Below are 16,356 nucleotides of genomic sequence, written 5' to 3'. Positions count from 1 at the left end.
TGCATCAATCGATGAGAATTCAGCGATTATCCTCAGCCGCAGTTTCGCCGATCATTCCAGCAACAAGCTCTTACAAATCTTAAAAAAAGCTGGAGATCCACCATGAGTCTGCCGTCACATCCGGCGCCCAAGGGCACCTCAAAAGCCGGGATGGTGTTCCGGGTCACGTCCGGGAATTTCCTCGAACAATTCGACTTCTTCCTGTTCGGCTTCTACGCCACCTATATCGCCGCGGCGTTCTTCCCCGCTTCCAACGAATTCGCGTCTTTGATGATGACCTTTGCCGTGTTCGGCGCAGGCTTCCTCATGCGTCCGCTCGGTGCAGTGATCCTGGGTGCTTACATCGACGATGTCGGCCGGCGCAAAGGGCTCATCGTCACGCTTGCAATCATGGCCAGCGGCACCTTGTTGATCGTGCTGGTGCCGAGCTACGCCAGCATCGGCCTGTGGGCGCCGGTCCTGGTGCTGCTAGGACGCCTGCTGCAGGGCTTCTCGGCGGGTGCCGAGCTCGGTGGCGTCTCAGTGTATCTGGCAGAAATGGCCACGCCTGGACGCAAGGGCTTCTACGCCAGTTGGCAATCGGCTAGCCAGCAAGTGGCGATCGTCGTCGCCGCCGGCTTGGGCTTTGGCCTCAATCAGTGGCTGTCGACCAGCGAAATCGGCGCATGGGGCTGGCGCGTGCCGTTCGGCGTCGGCTGCATGATCATCCCGATGATTTTCATCCTGCGTCGCAATCTGCAGGAAACCGAAGAGTTCACCGCGCGCAAGCACCGCCCGAGCATGAAGGCCGTGCTGGCCACCCTGTTCGCCAATGCCAGCGTGGTGTTGCTGGGCATGCTGATGGTGGCCATGACCACCACTGCGTTCTACATGATCACTGTGTATGCGCCGACCTTCGGTAAGACCGTTCTGCAACTGAGCACCAGCGACGCTCTGATCGTGACCCTGCTGGTGGGGGTGTCCAATTTCATCTGGCTGCCGATCGGCGGCGCCCTGAGCGATCGATTCGGCCGCAAGCCGCTGCTCAGCGCCATGTCCCTGCTGACCCTGCTCAGTGCCTATCCGGCCCTGTCGTTCCTGGCCCAGGCGCCGACCTTCGGCCACATGCTCGAAGTGTTGCTATGGTTCTCGTTCCTGTATGGGCTGTACAACGGCGCCATGATTCCAGCGCTGACCGAAATCATGCCAGTGGAAGTGCGGGTTGCCGGCTTCTCGCTGGCCTACAGCCTGGCCACAGCGATTTTCGGCGGTTTCACCCCGGCCATTTCCACCTGGATGATCCACGCTACAGGCGACAAGGCTGCGCCAGCCTATTGGATGATGTTTGCCGCGCTTTGTGCGTTCGTCGCCACCTGGATGCTGTATCGTCGACTCGCCCACCGCGCAGTGGTGGCCGCATGATCCGCGCGATGAAAGGATTGCTGGCCGCCAGCCTGGTTGCCGGTTGTGGCTTGGCCCACGCTGCCGAATTGACCGTGATGACTTCCGGCGGCTTCACTGCCGCCTACCAGCAGCTCGGTCCGCGCTACGCCGAGCAGAGCGGCGATACGCTGGTCAGCGTGTATGGGCCGTCGATGGGCAAGGCTCCCGAGGCGATACCCAACCGTCTGGCGCGTGGCGAGCACGCCGATGTGGTGATCATGGTCGGCTATGCCCTGGACGAGCTGATCCGCCAAGGCAAGGTCGACCCGGCTTCCCGTGTGGAGCTGGCCGATTCGCGCATCGGCATGGTGGTTAAGGCAGGGCAGCCCAAGCCCGCCATCGGCACCCCCGACGAGTTGAAGCAGACCTTGTTGGCGGCCAAGTCGGTGGCCTATTCGGACAGTGCCAGCGGTGTGTACGTCGAGAAACAGCTGTTCAAGAAGCTGGGTATCGCCGACCAGCTCGCGGGCAAGAGCACCATGGTCGAGCGCATTCCGGTTGCCTCGCAAGTCGCCAAAGGCACCTACCAGATCGGCTTCCAGCAGGTGGCCGAACTGTTGCCGGTGGCCGGGGTGACCTATGTGGGCAAAATACCGGAGAGCCTGCAGTCGGTGACCCGCTTCGCGGCGGGTATTCCCAAGACGGCCGAACATCCGGCGCAAGCGCGACACCTGCTCGACTATCTGGCCTCGCCCGCGGTACAGCCGACCGTGCGTGCCACCGGCCTGGACTCAGTCGCCCGGTAGAACACCCGGCAGTTCACGGATCAGGCGCACCATCTCAAGTGCCGCGGGCGTCAGCGTACGCCCGCGGCGTTTTATCAGACCCATCTTGCGGATAACCTCCGGCTCGACCAGTGCAACGCTGGCGAGCACAGGGTGTGGCGATAGGGGCAGAGCGATCGACGGGACTGCAGCAATGCCCACCCCCGCTTCGATCAAGCCCAGCAAAGTGGTCACATGCCGGGCTTCGCACACGCTTTCCCGGGCCACTTGCATCCCGGCGAGGGCGCGATCCAGCACCAGACGGTTGCCAGACGATTTGCCCAGCGTGATGTAGTCATGCTGGTAGGCCTCGGTCCAGCTCACCGACTCACGTTGTGCCAGCGGATGATCCTGGCGGCAGGCGATGACGTAGTGCTCCTCGAGCAAGGTGCTGAATTCGATTTCAGGGGCGAGGTTGCCGGTGAAACTGAGGCCGAAATCCGCTTCGCCCGAAGCCACCGCGGCACTGACCTCGTTGGCCGAGGCATCGATCAGATTGATGCGCACTTTCGGGTACTGTCGGTGAAAGGCGCGGATGGCGTTGGGCATGAAGTAGTAGGCCGCCGAGGGGACGCAGGCGATGGTCAGGGTGCCGGTGCGCAGCGCGCCGCCGTCACCGACACTGAGCAGCGCCAGGTCCAGATCATCCAGCAGGCGTTCGACCTGGGGGAGGAAGGCGCGTCCGACGTTGGTCAGCGAGACCTTGCGCGTGGTGCGCTCCAGCAGTTTGACCCCCAATGCCGATTCGAGCTTCTCAATGCGCCGGCTCAGAGCCGACTGGGTAATGCGAATGGTGTCGGCAGCGCGGCGGAAGCTGCCTTGCTCGACCACGGCGCGGAAGGCTTTGAGGTCGTTCAGGTCGAAATTGATGCTCACCCAAGGGCTCCGCTGGATTGATCGAAGGCGCGCACGAATGGTAGGGATAAATCACCGGTGTAGCCAGCAGTGAAAGACCCCATCATCCGTCGACCGCTCTAGACCAAGGTCTGGTCCGCAGGAAAGTCCGCACGAATGAACTACCCTATTTCGGTGGTGTTCGAAATGTAGTGCGTCGTGCCCCGTAAATGGAAAGGAGGGTCATTCATGCTTGCGCAACTTCCACCTGCGTTGCAGAGCCTGCATCTGCCGCTGCGCCTCAAACTGTGGGACGGTAACCATTTCGACCTGGGGCCGAGCCCGCAGGTGACCATCCTGATCAAGGAGCCTCAGCTGATCTCCCAGCTGACCCATCCCAGCATGGACGAACTCGGTACCGCCTTCGTCGAAGGCAAGATCGAGCTGGAAGGTGACATAGGTGAAGCCATTCGAGTGTGCGATGAGCTCAGCGAAGCCCTGCTGACCGATGAGGAGGATGCTGTACCGACGCGCATGGCCCACGACAAGGACACCGACGCCGAAGCCATCTCGTACCATTACGATGTGTCCAATGAGTTCTACCAACTCTGGCTCGATCAGGACATGGCCTATTCCTGCGCCTATTTCCGAGAGCCGGACAATACCCTGGACCAAGCCCAGCAAGATAAATTCGACCATCTCTGCCGCAAGCTTCGGCTGCAGGCCGGTGACTACTTGCTGGATGTCGGCTGCGGCTGGGGCGGCTTGTCCCGCTTCGCAGCGCGTGAGTATGGCGCCAAGGTGTTCGGCATCACCCTGAGCAAAGAGCAACTCAAGCTCGGCCGCCAGCGCGTGCAGGCCGAAGGGCTGGCCGACAAGGTCGATCTGCAGATCCTCGACTACCGTGACCTGCCGCAGGATGGCCGCTTCGACAAGGTGGTCAGCGTCGGCATGTTCGAGCACGTTGGCCACGCCAACCTGGCGCTGTATTGTCAAAAGCTGTTCGGTGCCGTGCGCGAAGGTGGCTTGGTCATGAACCATGGCATCACGGCCAAGCATGTCGATGGTCGGCCGGTCGGCCGGGGCGCCGGTGACTTCATCGACCGCTATGTGTTCCCCCATGGCGAGCTGCCGCATTTGTCCATGATCAGCGCCAGCATCTGTGAAGCCGGGCTCGAGGTGGTAGACGTGGAAAGTCTGCGCCTGCACTACGCCAAGACCCTGCACCACTGGAGCGAGAACCTCGAGAACCAACTTCACCGCGCTGCGGCGCTGGTGCCTGAGAAGACCTTGCGGATCTGGCGCCTGTACCTGGCCGGCTGTGCTTATGCCTTCGAAAAGGGATGGATCAACCTGCACCAGATCCTCGCGGTCAAACCCTTTGCAGACGGGCACCATGACTTGCCCTGGACGCGCGAAGACCTGTACCGGTGAATGAAAGGGGCTGCAGTGCAGCCCCTTCTTATTTACAGGATGGGTGAAATCAATCGGGCAATGCGCATGCCCAGTTGCTGGATGCGGTGGGTATCCTGGCTGTCCTCGGCGGTGATTTCCCGAGCCTGATCGAAATCCTCGAGCAGCATGGCCTCCACCTGATCGGCGAACGCTCGGTCCACGGTGAGCAAAGTCATCTCGAAATTGAGCCGGAATGAACGGTTGTCCAGATTGGCACTGCCGATCGCGCTCACCTCGTCATCCACCAGTACTACCTTCTGGTGCATGAAGCCCGGCTGATAGCGGAACATGCGCACGCCTGCGCGCACGGCTTCGAAGGCGAACAGGCTGGATGCCGCATAGACGATCTTGTGGTCCGGCCTGGCCGGTATCAGCACCCGTACATCGACCCCGCGCAGCACTGCCAGGCGCAGGGCAGCGAAAACGGCCTCATCGGGAATGAAATAGGGGCTGGTGATCCATACCCTCTGAGTGGCGGAGTGGATCGCTTCGAGGAAGAACAGCGAGCAGGTCTCCTGTGGGTCGGCCGGCCCGCTGGCGAGCGCCTGGCAGAGCACGCCGTCATCCGGGTAGCTATCGGGCAGGATCAGCGGTGGCAACTCCCGGGCCGCCCAGTACCAGTCTTCGGCAAAGGACTCCTGCAGGCAGGCCAGTACCGGGCCGCTGATCTCGACATGGGTATCGCGCCAGGGCGACAGCCGTGGATTACCGCCCAGGTACTCGTCGCCGACGTTCAGCCCTCCCAGGAAGCCGACCATGCCATCGACCACGACGATCTTGCGGTGGTTACGGAAGTTGACCTGGAAGCGGTTGAACCAGCCACGGCGGGTGGCGAACGCATGGATCTGCACGCCACCTTCACGCAGCTGTTGGCTGTAACGCGCCGGCAAGGCATGACTGCCGACCCGGTCATACAGCACGTACACCTTTACGCCCTCGGCTGCCTTGCGTAGCAGTAACTGCTGCAGCGATTGTCCCAGGGCGTCGTCATGGATGATGAAGAACTGCACCAGCACCACTTCGCGGGCATCGGCGATAGCGCTGAAAATGGCGTCGAAAGTCGCCTCGCCGTTGATCAGCAGCTTGACCTGGTTGTTGGCCAGGCACGGCATCCGTCCTAGTTTGGGCATTGCGCGAAGGGCGGCATAGCTGGCGGATTCGCGGGCGGTCAGTGCCTCTTCGACCCAGGGCCGCCAGTTGAGGTTGGCCATGGCCACGTGCATCTCCTGGTTGGCCTGACGTCGCGCCTGGATGTAGGCATAGAACGAACGGGCACCGAAGACCAGGTAGGGAACGAGAGTGAAGTACGGTATGAAGAACAATGACATCGCCCAAGCGATGGCACCTTGAGCGGTGCGCACGGTGAATAACGCGTGCAGGGCAGCGGCGATACCCAGTAGGTGAATCAGGCCGAGTACGTAACCGAAGAAATACGGGCTGTGATAATCCATACGCATCCTGCCTGGCGAATACACTGTGGATAACAGAACACGTTCCACTCGAGGCTTGCAACCCACCTGCAGTATTGGCGTCTAAGACTCAGCCCGGCCGGCTGGCCGGTTCATTTCGAGGAGCGTTCATCCATGAAGAATCGTCTGCCACTGTTGGCGTCACTGTTGGCCTCGGCCCTGGGCCTTGGCAGCCCATTGGTGCAAGCGCAGATGCTGCAACCTGGCTTGTGGGAACTGACCACCAGCAACATGCAGGTCGACGGAAAACCACTACCGGACATGGAATTCATGCTGGGCCAGTTGAAGAATCTGCCGCCCGAGCAGCGCGCAATGTTGGAGGGCACACTGGCCAAGCAGGGGGTCAGCATTGGCGGCAAAGGCGTGCGCTCTTGCCTGACCCCTGAGCAGGTCGCTACCAACGATATTCCCCTACAGGATCCGCAATCTGGTTGCACCCAGAAAATCACCGACCGCACCGGCAATGTCTGGAAGTTTCAGTTCAGCTGCCCCAAGGCGCAGGGTACTGGGCAAGCGACCTTCCTCAGCGACAAGGAGTTCACCACTCAGGTGAGCGGCACCTTCAATGCCTCGGGCGTCCAGCAACAAGGCAGCATGAACACCCGGGCCGTTTGGTTGGGCAACGACTGTGGCACGGTCAAGCCACGGACCTGATTGATCTCACCACTGCCAGCGGCTGACCGCTACTGCGTCGTGGGCATGCAGGCTCTCTGCGTGTTCCACGCGCACGGTGAATGCGGTCGCCCAGGCTTGCTGGCGCAAGGTGTCATGTATTCGTCGCGCCGCATCCTCGCAGAACATCAAGTTCTGTCCGTTGGCCAAGGCGAAAGCTTGCTCGTCGGCGCGCTTCACTGCGGTCTGCACGGCGGTGCCCAGGCTGGCTTCGACCTGATCGATCAACTCGGTCAGCGGTAGTGAGGCCTGATGGTTGCGCAGCCGTACCTGGATCCGGGCCAGACTGCGCTGGCTATGAGGGGTCGCTACGATGCCTTGGCTGCTACCCAGCCAAGCCATCACCCGTTCGTGGTCTGGTTGCTCCCCTGCGAAGTCGGTTTGGAATTGTTGCTGGATCAGTTGTCGGGCGAGCGCCGCTGAGCAGGGACAGGTCGATGAGTAAGAGACGTCCACCGATAGTTCCACGTGGAACATTTCATTTTCTATCCTTGCATCGACCGCTATCGCGTAGCTCTTCCAGCCTGCCAGTGGGCTGATGAGTGCAGGTCGTTTCAGTGGCAACTCGAACGTCAAGCGCACATAGGCGGCATCGGAGAGGTCGTCATGACTGGCAACGAATTCCGCCAACAACTGACGAAGGCTCAAGGGCGTCAGCGTCTGTTGCTCCAGGTATTCAAGGGCAAGGTACAGCCGCGACATGTGAATGCCTCGCGAAGTGCCGTCCACCAAGCTGACGCCAGCGTCGGCTTTGGCCAGAACGCTGCGTCCTTCAACCTGGATCGGCAACGTGATACCGCACATGCCGACCCATGCCAGAGGAGTGGCGTGATCGCGTGATTGGATGGCGACGTCGGGAAGCGTGAGACTGGTCATCTGAAGTACCGGGAGTGAAGGGTCAGCGGCATCCGCCAACCAGGCTGCAGTGCAAATTGAAGCGTTGGCCACTGGAACTGGACACCCGATTCAGCGTGGTCCAGCCAATGCGCCGGCTGTATCCGAACCAGGCTTCGCCATCGCTGGATAGCCCCGTGAACAACGTGAACGTGCCGTAGCGGATGTTGGTCTGCGACCACAGCCGGCGTGTCTCGCTGTCGAAACCCCGCAGGTAAAAGTGGCTGCCTTCGGTGCGCACGCTGTAATAGCTGCCATTAGCGCCCTGACACGCCAGCAGCGTTGCGCTTCGGGTGCATAGCGCCAGACCGTTTGCAGGCGCGATTGCCAGTGCCTGTAAAGGGCACCCGAGCATCAGCACCAACAGGGCGATGGGCAGTTTGGTTTTCATGGGCGAATGACACTGGCGACGAAAGTGGCTTGGCGAAATTGTATTGTTACTTTATAACATTGTGCAATGCATCGTTTCGAATGCGTCTGCCTGACGAGGTCTTGTCCATGTCCAATCGCCTTCCTGTCACCGTCTTGTCCGGCTTCCTGGGAGCCGGCAAAAGCACCTTGCTCAACCATGTCCTGCGTAACCGTGAAGACCTGCGGGTCGCCGTGATCGTCAACGACATGAGTGAAATCAACATCGACGCCAGCGAGGTGCAGCGCGACGTCACCTTGAACCGTGCCGAAGAAAAGCTGGTGGAGATGAGCAACGGTTGCATCTGCTGCACCCTGCGAGAAGACCTGCTCGAAGAGGTGGCGCGCCTGGCGCGCGAAGGGCGGTTCGATTACCTGCTGATTGAGTCCACGGGCATCTCCGAGCCACTGCCGGTGGCCGAAACCTTCACCTTCCGCGACGAACAAGGGCGCAGTCTCTCCGACATGGCGCGCCTCGACACCATGGTCACCGTCGTCGACGGCCTTAACTTCCTGCGCGATTACCAGGCTGCCGATGCTTTGGCCAGCCGAGGAGAAACCCTGGGTGAGGACGACGAGCGCTCGATCAGCGACCTGCTCATCGAGCAAGTAGAGTTCGCCGATGTGCTGTTGCTGAGCAAGATCGACCTGATCGGACAGCATGAGCGCGAAGAGCTCATAGCCATCTTGCGCAGCCTCAACGCCCGGGCGCAGATCGTGCCGATGGTGATGGGCCAGGTGCCGCTGGCGCGGATCCTCGATACTGGCCTGTTCGACTTCGACCAAGCCGCGCAATCGCCGGGCTGGCTGCGCGAGATGCGCGGCGAGCATGTACCGGAAACCGAAGAGTACGGGATTGCGGCGAGCACCTGGGTAGCTCGACGTCCTTTGCATCCGCAGCGCTTCTTCGATTTTATCCACAAGGACTGGAGCAATGGTCGCCTGCTGCGCTCCAAGGGTTTTTTCTGGCTGGCCAGCAAGTTCCAGGAGGCCGGGAGCTGGTCCCAGGCCGGTGGCATGATGCGTCACGGTCTGGCCGGTCGCTGGTGGCGTTTCGTACCGCGTGAACACTGGCCCCAGGATGAGCAAGGCACTGCCGAGATTCTCAAGCACTGGAGCGCCGAAACCGGCGATTGCCGCCAGGAACTGGTGTTCATCGGCCAGAACATCGATTTCGCACGGTTATCCACAGAGCTGGATGCCTGCCTGTTGAGCGATGAAGAGATGGCGCTTGGCCCGATGGCCTGGCTGCGCCTGGAAGACCCCTTCGGTCCATGGCTGGCCGAGGAGGCAGCATGAGTCTGGCCCATCGCGCTGTGGATATCTGCCAAGTGCAGGGCGAATCTCCTAAGGTGCTGGCGGAAATCTTCCAGGATGGCGTCAATTTGGCCGTGTGGCAGCGACGCCTGCCCGCGCAGTTGGAGGATTTCGCGGCCTTGGTCATCAGCCTCGGGCAGCCTCTGGCCGATCAACGGGTGGTGGAGGTGAACGAGAACGAACCTCCGCAACTCGTTGGTTTACTGCGCGAAGCCGCGGATTTACAAGGATACGAGGCGTTCGTCGCTGACGTGACCTGGCTGCTGTCGGCCTACACCTGTCTGCTGGGTGCGCGGCGGGTGGGCTTACGCCTGCGAGTTTTGCACAGCGCCATGTGCCCGCGCTTTCATGTGGATAACGTTCCTGTGCGATTGCTGACGACCTATGTCGGCCCTGGCAGCGATTGGCTGGAAGAAGGCGTGGTAGAGCGGTCCGGCCTGCACCTAGCGCCCGCGCCTGTGGATAAAATTCAGCGCTTGCGCACCGGTGATGTGGCACTGCTCAAGGGCGAGAAATGGCTGGGTAACGAGGGCGCGGGACTTATCCACCGTTCGCCGGCCAGCCAGCAGGGGCGCCTCCTGCTCAGCCTTGACTGGCTGGCATGACGGGGCATAGTGGGGATCCATCCCCAGCGAAATGACCCCATGCTGCAGAACATTCCTACCCACGTGATCGCTGGGCCACTCGGTGCCGGCAAGACCAGCCTGATCCGGCACCTGATGACCCAGCGCCCGCAGGGCGAGCGTTGGGCTGTGCTGGTCAATGAGTTCGGCCAGGTCGGACTCGATGCGGCCCTGCTCAGCCGCGACGAGGACGGTATCGCCATCGGTGAAGTGGCGGGGGGTTGCCTGTGCTGCGTCAATGGCATGCCATTTCAGGTCGGGTTGGGGCGCCTGCTGCGCAAGGCTCGCCCGGATCGCTTGTTCATCGAGCCATCCGGATTGGGGCATCCTCTGCAGTTGCTGCGGCAGCTGGGCGCGGCTCCTTGGCTGGGCGTGTTGAGCGTGCAGCCTTTGGTGGTGGTGCTCGATGCCAAAGCGATGAGCCGTGGCGATCCGCTGCCGGAGGCCCAATCGCAGGCGCTGGCCGCGGCCGGGCTGGTCGTTGTGAACAAGAGCGAGGCTGTGGATGAATCGTCCAGGCTGTTGATAAAGCAGCAGCTAGGCGAGATTCCAGCGCTCTGGACCGAGCAGGGACGAATAGGTCTCGCTCGGCTTCCGATTTTACCCACAGGCAGGCTGGAAGTGTCCGAGGAAGCCGCGTGGCCTGTGGACAGTGTTGCTGCACCGGCAGCTGCCCTGTGGACAGATCCGCGTATGCCGATATGCCTGGCCGAAGCCGGTGAAGGAGGCTGGAGTATCGGCTGGCGCTGGCACCCGAGCCGGCAATTCGATCCACAGCTGCTGCAGGCAGTGCTGCAAGCCCTGCCTTGGAAGCGCGCCAAAGGGGTTATCCACAGTCCCACCGGGTGGCTGTCCTTCAATGGTCTGGACGGGTCGCTGCCGCCTGTGGCGCCCAGCGACTGGCGCAGGGATTCGCGGATCGAGTTGATTTTCGACCAGCCCCAGGTCCGCCAGACCCTCCACGACGCGGTCCAACGCTGCGTGATCGACTAGGTGTGCGAACTTCTCAGTTATGCCAGCGGTTGTGCTCTTGCCGCCACTGCTGCATTTCGATCACATTGCCGGCACGGGGCGGAGTCTTGATCTCGAACGGGTAGGGCGCCAGCTCTATCTGCACGCTATGGGCACCGAACTGAGTCACCGTCCCTGGATGACGCTGCTCACCGGTGACGGTGAACTCGAAGGCATAGATGCGCGCCAGACGCTTGCGGCCTTTGGCATCACGCACGAAAGCGATGCGCTTGAGGGCCACGGCATCGTCGAGCAGCTCGAGGTCGAGCTTGGCGCAATGCTGCTTGACCCGCTCCAGGGCCTTTTCGCGCAGCCCGTGGTTATGCCATAACCATGCACCCGCCGTGGCCACCAGCATCAGGACGAAGAGGTTTTCCAGGGTCAACATTTGCATATGCTCCAAACAGGTTGATCCAGCTTAACTGCGTCCCTGGCCTGTCGTACAGGTGGCGATCGCGTTCATACTGCACCGCGCACAACTCTTGAAACAGCTTTGGAATCTTCCCACATGAAACGTACCCCTCACCTGCTCGCGATTCAGTCCCACGTGGTGTTTGGCCACGCCGGAAACAGCGCCGCGGTGTTCCCCATGCAGCGGATCGGGGTGAACGTGTGGCCGCTCAACACCGTACAGTTCTCCAACCACACTCAGTATGGCCAGTGGGCTGGCGAAGTGCTCGCTCCGGCGCAAATTCCTGCGTTGGTGGAAGGCATTGCCAACATCGGCGAGCTGGGTCATTGCGATGCGGTGCTGTCCGGCTACCTGGGCAGCGCCGAACAAGGACGGGCGATCCTGGCAGGTGTCGAGCGCATCAAGGCGGTCAACCCCAAGGCCCTGTACCTGTGCGACCCGGTCATGGGGCATGCGCAGAAGGGATGCATCGTGCCACAGGAGGTCAGTGACTTCCTGCTCCACGAGGCCCTGGCCAAGGCGGACATCCTCTGCCCCAACCAGCTGGAGCTGGACAGCTTCTGTGGCCGTGAGCCGCAGTCGCTGGAGGATTGCGTGGACATGGCCCGCTCGCTGCTCGAGCGCGGGCCGCAGGTGGTGCTGGTCAAGCACCTTGCCTATCCGGGGCGTGGCGAGGACCAGTTCGAGATGCTGCTGGTAACCCGCGAGGCCAGTTGGCACCTGCGTCGACCGTTGCTGGCGTTCCCGCGCCAGCCGGTCGGTGTGGGTGACCTGACCTCTGGGTTGTTCCTTGGCCGTGTGCTGCTGGGCGACAGCTGGCAGCAGGCGTTCGAGTTCACGGCGGCCGCGGTGCACGAAGTGCTGCTGGAGACCCAGGCCTGCGCCAGCTACGAATTGCAGCTAGTCAGGGCTCACGACCGAATCGCCCATCCGCGGGTGCGTTTCGAAGCACAGCGCCTGGCGGTCTAGATCGCGTCGGTCTTGAGGTTCTGGTAGCGCTGTTCCAGCTCCTGACGGATCTGGCGGCGCTGTTGACCTTGCAGGAAGCGGCGCTTTTCTTCGCTGGTTTGTGGCTGACGCGGCGGCACCGCAACCGGACGGCGGTTGTCGTCGACCGCAACCATGGTGAAGAAACAGCTGTTGGAATGGCGCACAGAGCGTTCGCGGATGTTTTCGGTCACCACCTTGATGCCCACCTCCATGGAGGTGTTGCCGGTGTAGTTGACCGACGCCAGGAAGGTCACCAGCTCGCCGACATGCACGGGCTCGCGGAAGATCACCTGGTCGACCGAGAGGGTGACTACGTAGCTGCCGGCATATCGGCTGGCACAGGCATAGGCCACTTCATCGAGATACTTGAGCAACGTGCCGCCATGCACGTTTCCAGAGAAGTTGGCCATGTCCGGGGTCATCAGGACGGTCATGGTCAGCTGGGCGTTTCCAGGTTCCATAGTGTGCTCACGGTGAGGTTGCGCTGAATCGGGGCGGGTATCTTCGGACACTTCTGTTTCCCCTCTCGAAATCTTTGCCTTCCTGGTACGGGACGTTGGCTGACGCTCCATCGTCACGCTTCGCTGCAGGATAAAAACGTCGCCTCGCTTGGCCGTTTTCCTGCCGATCTGTTTCTACATATTGCATCACCTTTCGCCGGCGAGGTGCGATGTTACCCTGAGTACGCCCATGCAACATGGGCTTCGCTGCACTCAATACACCAAGTACTAGCTGCTCGTACGGGATCGCTCGGCAGAGCAGCGGACTGCCCAGGGCCTCGACACAAGGAGTATCGCGCCATGCATGCCATCAGCTTCATTCAGGATCTGGCCGTGATCATGCTGGTTGCAGGGGTGGTGACGGTGCTTTTCCACAGGCTCAAGCAGCCAGTCGTCCTTGGTTACATCGTGGCAGGCTTCATCATCGGCCCGCACACCCCGCCGTTTGGCCTCATCCATGACGAAGACACCATCAAGATCCTTGCCGAACTGGGGGTGATCTTCCTGATGTTCTGCCTGGGTCTGGAGTTCAGCTTACGCAAGCTCTTCAGGGTTGGCGCTACCGCGTTCATTGCGGCGTTTCTGGAAATCGTCCTGATGATCTGGTTGGGCTTCGAAATAGGCCGCTGGTTCGGATGGACCACCATGGACTCGCTGTTCCTCGGTGCGATCCTGGCAATTTCCTCGACCACCATCATCGTCAAGGCGCTCAATGACCTGAAGATGAAAAACGAGCGTTTCGCCCAGCTCATCTTTGGCGTGCTGATCGTCGAGGACATACTCGGCATCGGCATCATCGCTCTGCTATCGGGCATCGCGGTCAGCGGTACGGTCAGTTCCGGCGAAGTGTTCTCGACCGTGGGCAAGCTTTCGCTGTTCATGATCGTCGCGCTGGTCATCGGCATCCTGCTGGTCCCGCGGCTGTTGGCCTACGTGGCGAAGTTCGAAAGCAACGAGATGCTGCTGATCACCGTCCTGGGCCTGTGCTTCGGTTTCTGCCTGCTGGTGGTCAAGCTCGAATACAGCATGGTCCTGGGCGCCTTCCTGATCGGTGCGATCATGGCCGAGTCGCGTCAGCTGTTGAAAATCGAACGCCTGATCGAGCCGGTGCGTGACCTCTTCAGCGCCATTTTCTTCGTCGCCATCGGTTTGATGATCGACCCTCAGGTGCTGCTCGACTATGCCTGGCCGATCCTGGTCATCACCCTGGCAGTGGTGCTGGGCAAGATGTTGTCCTGCGGCATGGGTGCCTTCATTGCCGGAAACGATGGCCGAACCTCACTGCGCGTGGGCATGGGGCTTTCACAGATTGGCGAGTTTTCCTTCATCATCGCTGCACTGGGCATGACCTTGCAGGTGACCAGCGACTTCCTCTACCCGGTCGCGGTGGCCGTGTCGGCCATCACCACGTTGCTGACGCCATACCTCATCCGTGCCGCCGATCCGCTGTCGATCAAGCTTGGCAAAGTGGTGCCGGGTCGCCTGGCGCGAGTGCTGTCGCTGTACGGCGAATGGTTGCGCAGCATCCAGCCGCAAGGCGAGGGCGCGATGCTGGCGGCGATGATCCGACGAATCTTGCTGCAGGTAGGGGTCAATCTGGCGCTGGTGATCGCCATCTTCTTCGCTGGTGGGTATTTCGCCGGGCGTATCGGCATCTGGCTCAGTGACTGGGTCAGTGATACCAGCCAGCAGAAAGCGCTGATCTGGGGGGCGGCGCTGTTGCTGTCGCTGCCGTTCCTGATCGCCGCGTACCGCAAGCTCAAGGCGCTGTCGATGCTGCTGGCGGAAATGGGCGTCAAGCCGGAGATGGCGGGGCGTCATACCCAGCGGGTACGGCGGGTGGTCGCAGAGGTGATTCCCTTGCTGTCGCTGCTGGTGATTTTCCTGCTGTTGTCGGCGCTGTCGGCCAGCATCCTGCCCACCAGCGAGCTGCTGCTGGTGATCGCCGTGGTCGCGGCTGTGGTGGTGGCGTTGCTGTGGCGCTGGTTCATCCGCGTGCACTCACGCATGCAGATCGCTTTGCTCGAGACGCTGGAAAACAACCGCGATCATTCGCATTGATCCACGGCGGTCCCCCTGTTGCCAGGGGGCCGCTGCAGGCAGACCATCAGCTCTCCAGCCACACATCCCGTGCCCAGTGCCACACCGATTCCCAGCTGTCCTCGCCGACGATTTCGTCGTCGGCGTCCCACAGCACCACGGTGCCATCTTCCTCGACGCAGTAGTAGTTGTCGCCGTCCTGACACAGCGGAATCAGCTCACGGGGCACACCGGCATCCCAGGCATTGGCGGCGACCTCGGGCAGATAGGTATGCGACTGCGGGTCGGTGACGGTTACCGGCTCCAGCGAACCGTACACGACGTCACTGACCGTCAGTAGAAACTCTTTGAATACGAACGGAATGTTGATGAACAGCTGTTCTTCGATCTCGACCAGCAAGTCTTCGTCGGGCAGCTCCAGCGGCACCGGCACCGGTTCGTTGGCTTCCCGGAGTTGTTCGATCACTTCTTCCACGGTTCACATCCTCTGACCTTGATGACAACGCTGCGCGTTATACCCTAGTAGCGCGCTCTGGCAAAAGCAAAAACCCCGGGACAAGCCCGGGGTTCGTTCGACAACGTGCGACGGTTAGCCGTTCTGTCGGATACCGGCGACCAGCCAAGGCTGGTTCTCGCCCTGGGCGCGAACCATGTGCCAGCTTTCGCTGAACACTTCACCCTGGTCGAAGCGCGAGGTCTTCGACACGCCACGGAACGTCAGGGTGGCGTCGGTACGGTCCGGACGATCTTCGACGCCGTCCAGCTGCACTTCGAGGTTGTCGATGTAGGTGGACTGGAAGCCGTCACCCAGGTCGGCACGCTCGCGCTTGAGGAACTCGAGCATCTGCGGGGTGACGAACTCGGCGATCTTATCCATCTCGTTGGCATCCCAGTGCTGCTGCAGCGACTGGAAGTGGCTGCGGGCAGCGGCAAGGAAGCTCTGCTCGTTGAACCAGGCCGGCGCGTTGATGACCGGGGCAGCGCTGGCGGCAGGTGCGGCCGCGCCACCGAAGATCGACGGCTGAGCAGGCTGGCCGTGCGCTTCACGCTGGAACGGTGCGTGGCCTGGAGCGGCCATTTGCGGCTGTTGCTGGCGGCGGCGCGCGGCGATGAAGCGGAACACCAGGAAGGCGATCAGGCCGACGATCAGGAAGTCCATGATCTGCAGGCCTTGGAAGCCGTCACCCATGAACATGGAGGCCAGTAGGCCACCGGCGGCGAGGCCGGCCAGTGGGCCCAGCCAGCGCGAAGCACCGCTGGCGGCGGCCGGGGCACGGCCTGGCGCGGTTGGCGCGGCAGCCGGCGTGGTTGGCGAAGCCTGGCGGGTCTGGTGGATAGGCGCGGAGCCCGAGCTCTTGCCGCCGCCGAAACGCTTGGCGTTGGCGTCCAGGCTCAGCGTCAGGCCGACGCAGAGCGCCAGTGCGATGCTAAGAAAACGTTGCATAAATGGGATTTCCCCTGTTGTGGATTGCACGCGCGTCATGTTGCCCAGGTTCTTGGGCACATGACCAGCGACATAGTGTTTCGAGCTTTTGCCTGAATGTT

Annotated in this window: 17 protein-coding genes; 9 read left to right on the top strand and 8 right to left on the bottom strand. The window is 61.6% G+C overall.

Annotated features, from left to right (window positions below; all coding sequences use genetic code 11):
- The first annotated feature begins 102 nt into the window (after positions 1–102).
- Both E2H86_RS05695 and E2H86_RS05690 read left to right on the top strand, forming a co-directional pair.
- The gene (locus E2H86_RS05695; protein WP_133325598.1) at positions 103–1,401 is read left to right on the top strand and encodes an MFS transporter; all 1,299 of its coding nucleotides are present in this window, start codon (positions 103–105) and stop codon (positions 1,399–1,401) included.
- 8 nt (positions 1,402–1,409) lie between these two features.
- The gene (locus tag E2H86_RS05690; RefSeq protein ID WP_230385191.1) at positions 1,410–2,168 is read left to right on the top strand and encodes a substrate-binding domain-containing protein; all 759 of its coding nucleotides are present in this window, start codon (positions 1,410–1,412) and stop codon (positions 2,166–2,168) included.
- Here the strand turns inward: E2H86_RS05690 and E2H86_RS05685 are convergent.
- The gene (locus tag E2H86_RS05685) at positions 2,154–3,062 is read right to left on the bottom strand and encodes a LysR family transcriptional regulator (RefSeq protein ID WP_133325594.1); all 909 of its coding nucleotides are present in this window, start codon (positions 3,060–3,062) and stop codon (positions 2,154–2,156) included. The two genes, E2H86_RS05690 and E2H86_RS05685, sit on opposite strands and share 15 nt — an antisense overlap.
- 207 nt (positions 3,063–3,269) lie before the next feature.
- Here E2H86_RS05685 and cfaB point away from each other — a divergent pair, with 207 nt between their 5' ends.
- On the top strand, positions 3,270–4,454 hold the full coding sequence (gene cfaB, locus E2H86_RS05680; protein ID WP_133325592.1) for a C17 cyclopropane fatty acid synthase CfaB: 1,185 nt from the start codon (positions 3,270–3,272) through the stop codon (positions 4,452–4,454).
- A 32-nt stretch (positions 4,455–4,486) separates the two neighbouring features.
- Here cfaB and cls read toward each other — a convergent pair whose 3' ends face one another.
- The gene (gene cls, locus E2H86_RS05675) at positions 4,487–5,926 is read right to left on the bottom strand and encodes a cardiolipin synthase (protein ID WP_133325590.1); all 1,440 of its coding nucleotides are present in this window, start codon (positions 5,924–5,926) and stop codon (positions 4,487–4,489) included.
- Between the two features lie 132 nt (positions 5,927–6,058).
- Between cls and E2H86_RS05670 the strand changes: the two genes are divergently transcribed.
- A complete protein-coding gene (locus E2H86_RS05670; protein WP_133325588.1) occupies positions 6,059–6,598 on the top strand; it encodes a DUF3617 domain-containing protein in 540 nt (179 codons plus the stop codon).
- Positions 6,599–6,604: 6 nt separating this feature from the next.
- Here E2H86_RS05670 and folE2 read toward each other — a convergent pair whose 3' ends face one another.
- On the bottom strand, positions 6,605–7,492 hold the full coding sequence (folE2, locus tag E2H86_RS05665; RefSeq protein WP_133325586.1) for a GTP cyclohydrolase FolE2: 888 nt from the start codon (positions 7,490–7,492) through the stop codon (positions 6,605–6,607).
- A 22-nt stretch (positions 7,493–7,514) separates the two neighbouring features.
- Positions 7,515–7,901 (bottom strand): glutamine synthetase, encoded by a 387-nt coding sequence (locus E2H86_RS05660; protein WP_133325584.1) that lies wholly within the window; start codon positions 7,899–7,901, stop codon positions 7,515–7,517.
- Between the two features lie 107 nt (positions 7,902–8,008).
- Here E2H86_RS05660 and zigA point away from each other — a divergent pair, with 107 nt between their 5' ends.
- The 3 genes from zigA to E2H86_RS05645 are packed head-to-tail and all read left to right on the top strand — an operon-like array spanning position 8,009 to position 10,851.
- Positions 8,009–9,217 carry a zinc metallochaperone GTPase ZigA gene (gene zigA / locus E2H86_RS05655; protein ID WP_133325582.1) on the top strand — a complete coding sequence of 403 codons (1,209 nt, stop codon included), beginning with the start codon at positions 8,009–8,011 and terminating at the stop codon, positions 9,215–9,217.
- On the top strand, positions 9,214–9,840 hold the full coding sequence (locus E2H86_RS05650; RefSeq protein ID WP_133325580.1) for a DUF1826 domain-containing protein: 627 nt from the start codon (positions 9,214–9,216) through the stop codon (positions 9,838–9,840). Before zigA ends, E2H86_RS05650 begins: the two co-directional genes overlap by 4 nt.
- Positions 9,841–9,879: 39 nt before the next feature.
- Entirely contained in the window at positions 9,880–10,851 is a 972-nt protein-coding gene (locus tag E2H86_RS05645; RefSeq protein WP_133325578.1) for a CobW family GTP-binding protein, read from the top strand.
- 13 nt (positions 10,852–10,864) lie between these two features.
- Here the strand turns inward: E2H86_RS05645 and E2H86_RS05640 are convergent, their stop codons facing one another.
- On the bottom strand, positions 10,865–11,257 hold the full coding sequence (locus E2H86_RS05640) for a DUF3301 domain-containing protein (RefSeq protein WP_133325576.1): 393 nt from the start codon (positions 11,255–11,257) through the stop codon (positions 10,865–10,867).
- 120 nt (positions 11,258–11,377) lie between these two features.
- On the opposite strand from E2H86_RS05640, the gene pdxY reads away from it, so the two are divergent.
- Positions 11,378–12,250 (top strand): pyridoxal kinase PdxY, encoded by an 873-nt coding sequence (gene pdxY, locus E2H86_RS05635; protein WP_133325574.1) that lies wholly within the window; start codon positions 11,378–11,380, stop codon positions 12,248–12,250.
- On the opposite strand, the gene E2H86_RS05630 is transcribed toward pdxY, so the two are convergent.
- Positions 12,247–12,732 (bottom strand): acyl-CoA thioesterase, encoded by a 486-nt coding sequence (locus E2H86_RS05630; RefSeq protein WP_133325572.1) that lies wholly within the window; start codon positions 12,730–12,732, stop codon positions 12,247–12,249. The two genes, pdxY and E2H86_RS05630, sit on opposite strands and share 4 nt — an antisense overlap.
- Positions 12,733–13,071: 339 nt before the next feature.
- Here E2H86_RS05630 and E2H86_RS05620 point away from each other — a divergent pair, with 339 nt between their 5' ends.
- Complete coding sequence (locus E2H86_RS05620; protein WP_133325568.1) at positions 13,072–14,832, top strand: cation:proton antiporter; 1,761 nt, start codon at positions 13,072–13,074, stop codon at positions 14,830–14,832.
- Positions 14,833–14,878: 46 nt separating this feature from the next.
- On the opposite strand, the gene E2H86_RS05615 is transcribed toward E2H86_RS05620, so the two are convergent.
- Together E2H86_RS05615 and E2H86_RS05610 are read right to left on the bottom strand one after the other, a co-directional pair.
- Complete coding sequence (locus E2H86_RS05615) at positions 14,879–15,286, bottom strand: SMI1/KNR4 family protein (RefSeq protein WP_133325566.1); 408 nt, start codon at positions 15,284–15,286, stop codon at positions 14,879–14,881.
- 114 nt (positions 15,287–15,400) lie between these two features.
- On the bottom strand, positions 15,401–16,255 hold the full coding sequence (locus E2H86_RS05610) for a Tim44 domain-containing protein (protein WP_133325564.1): 855 nt from the start codon (positions 16,253–16,255) through the stop codon (positions 15,401–15,403).
- Between the last annotated feature and the right edge of the window lie 101 nt (positions 16,256–16,356).

Source organism: Pseudomonas putida, assembly GCF_004357765.1.
Taxonomy (GTDB): Bacteria; Pseudomonadota; Gammaproteobacteria; order Pseudomonadales; family Pseudomonadaceae; genus Aquipseudomonas; species Aquipseudomonas putida_U.
This window is presented reverse-complemented; position numbering and strand designations above follow the sequence as displayed.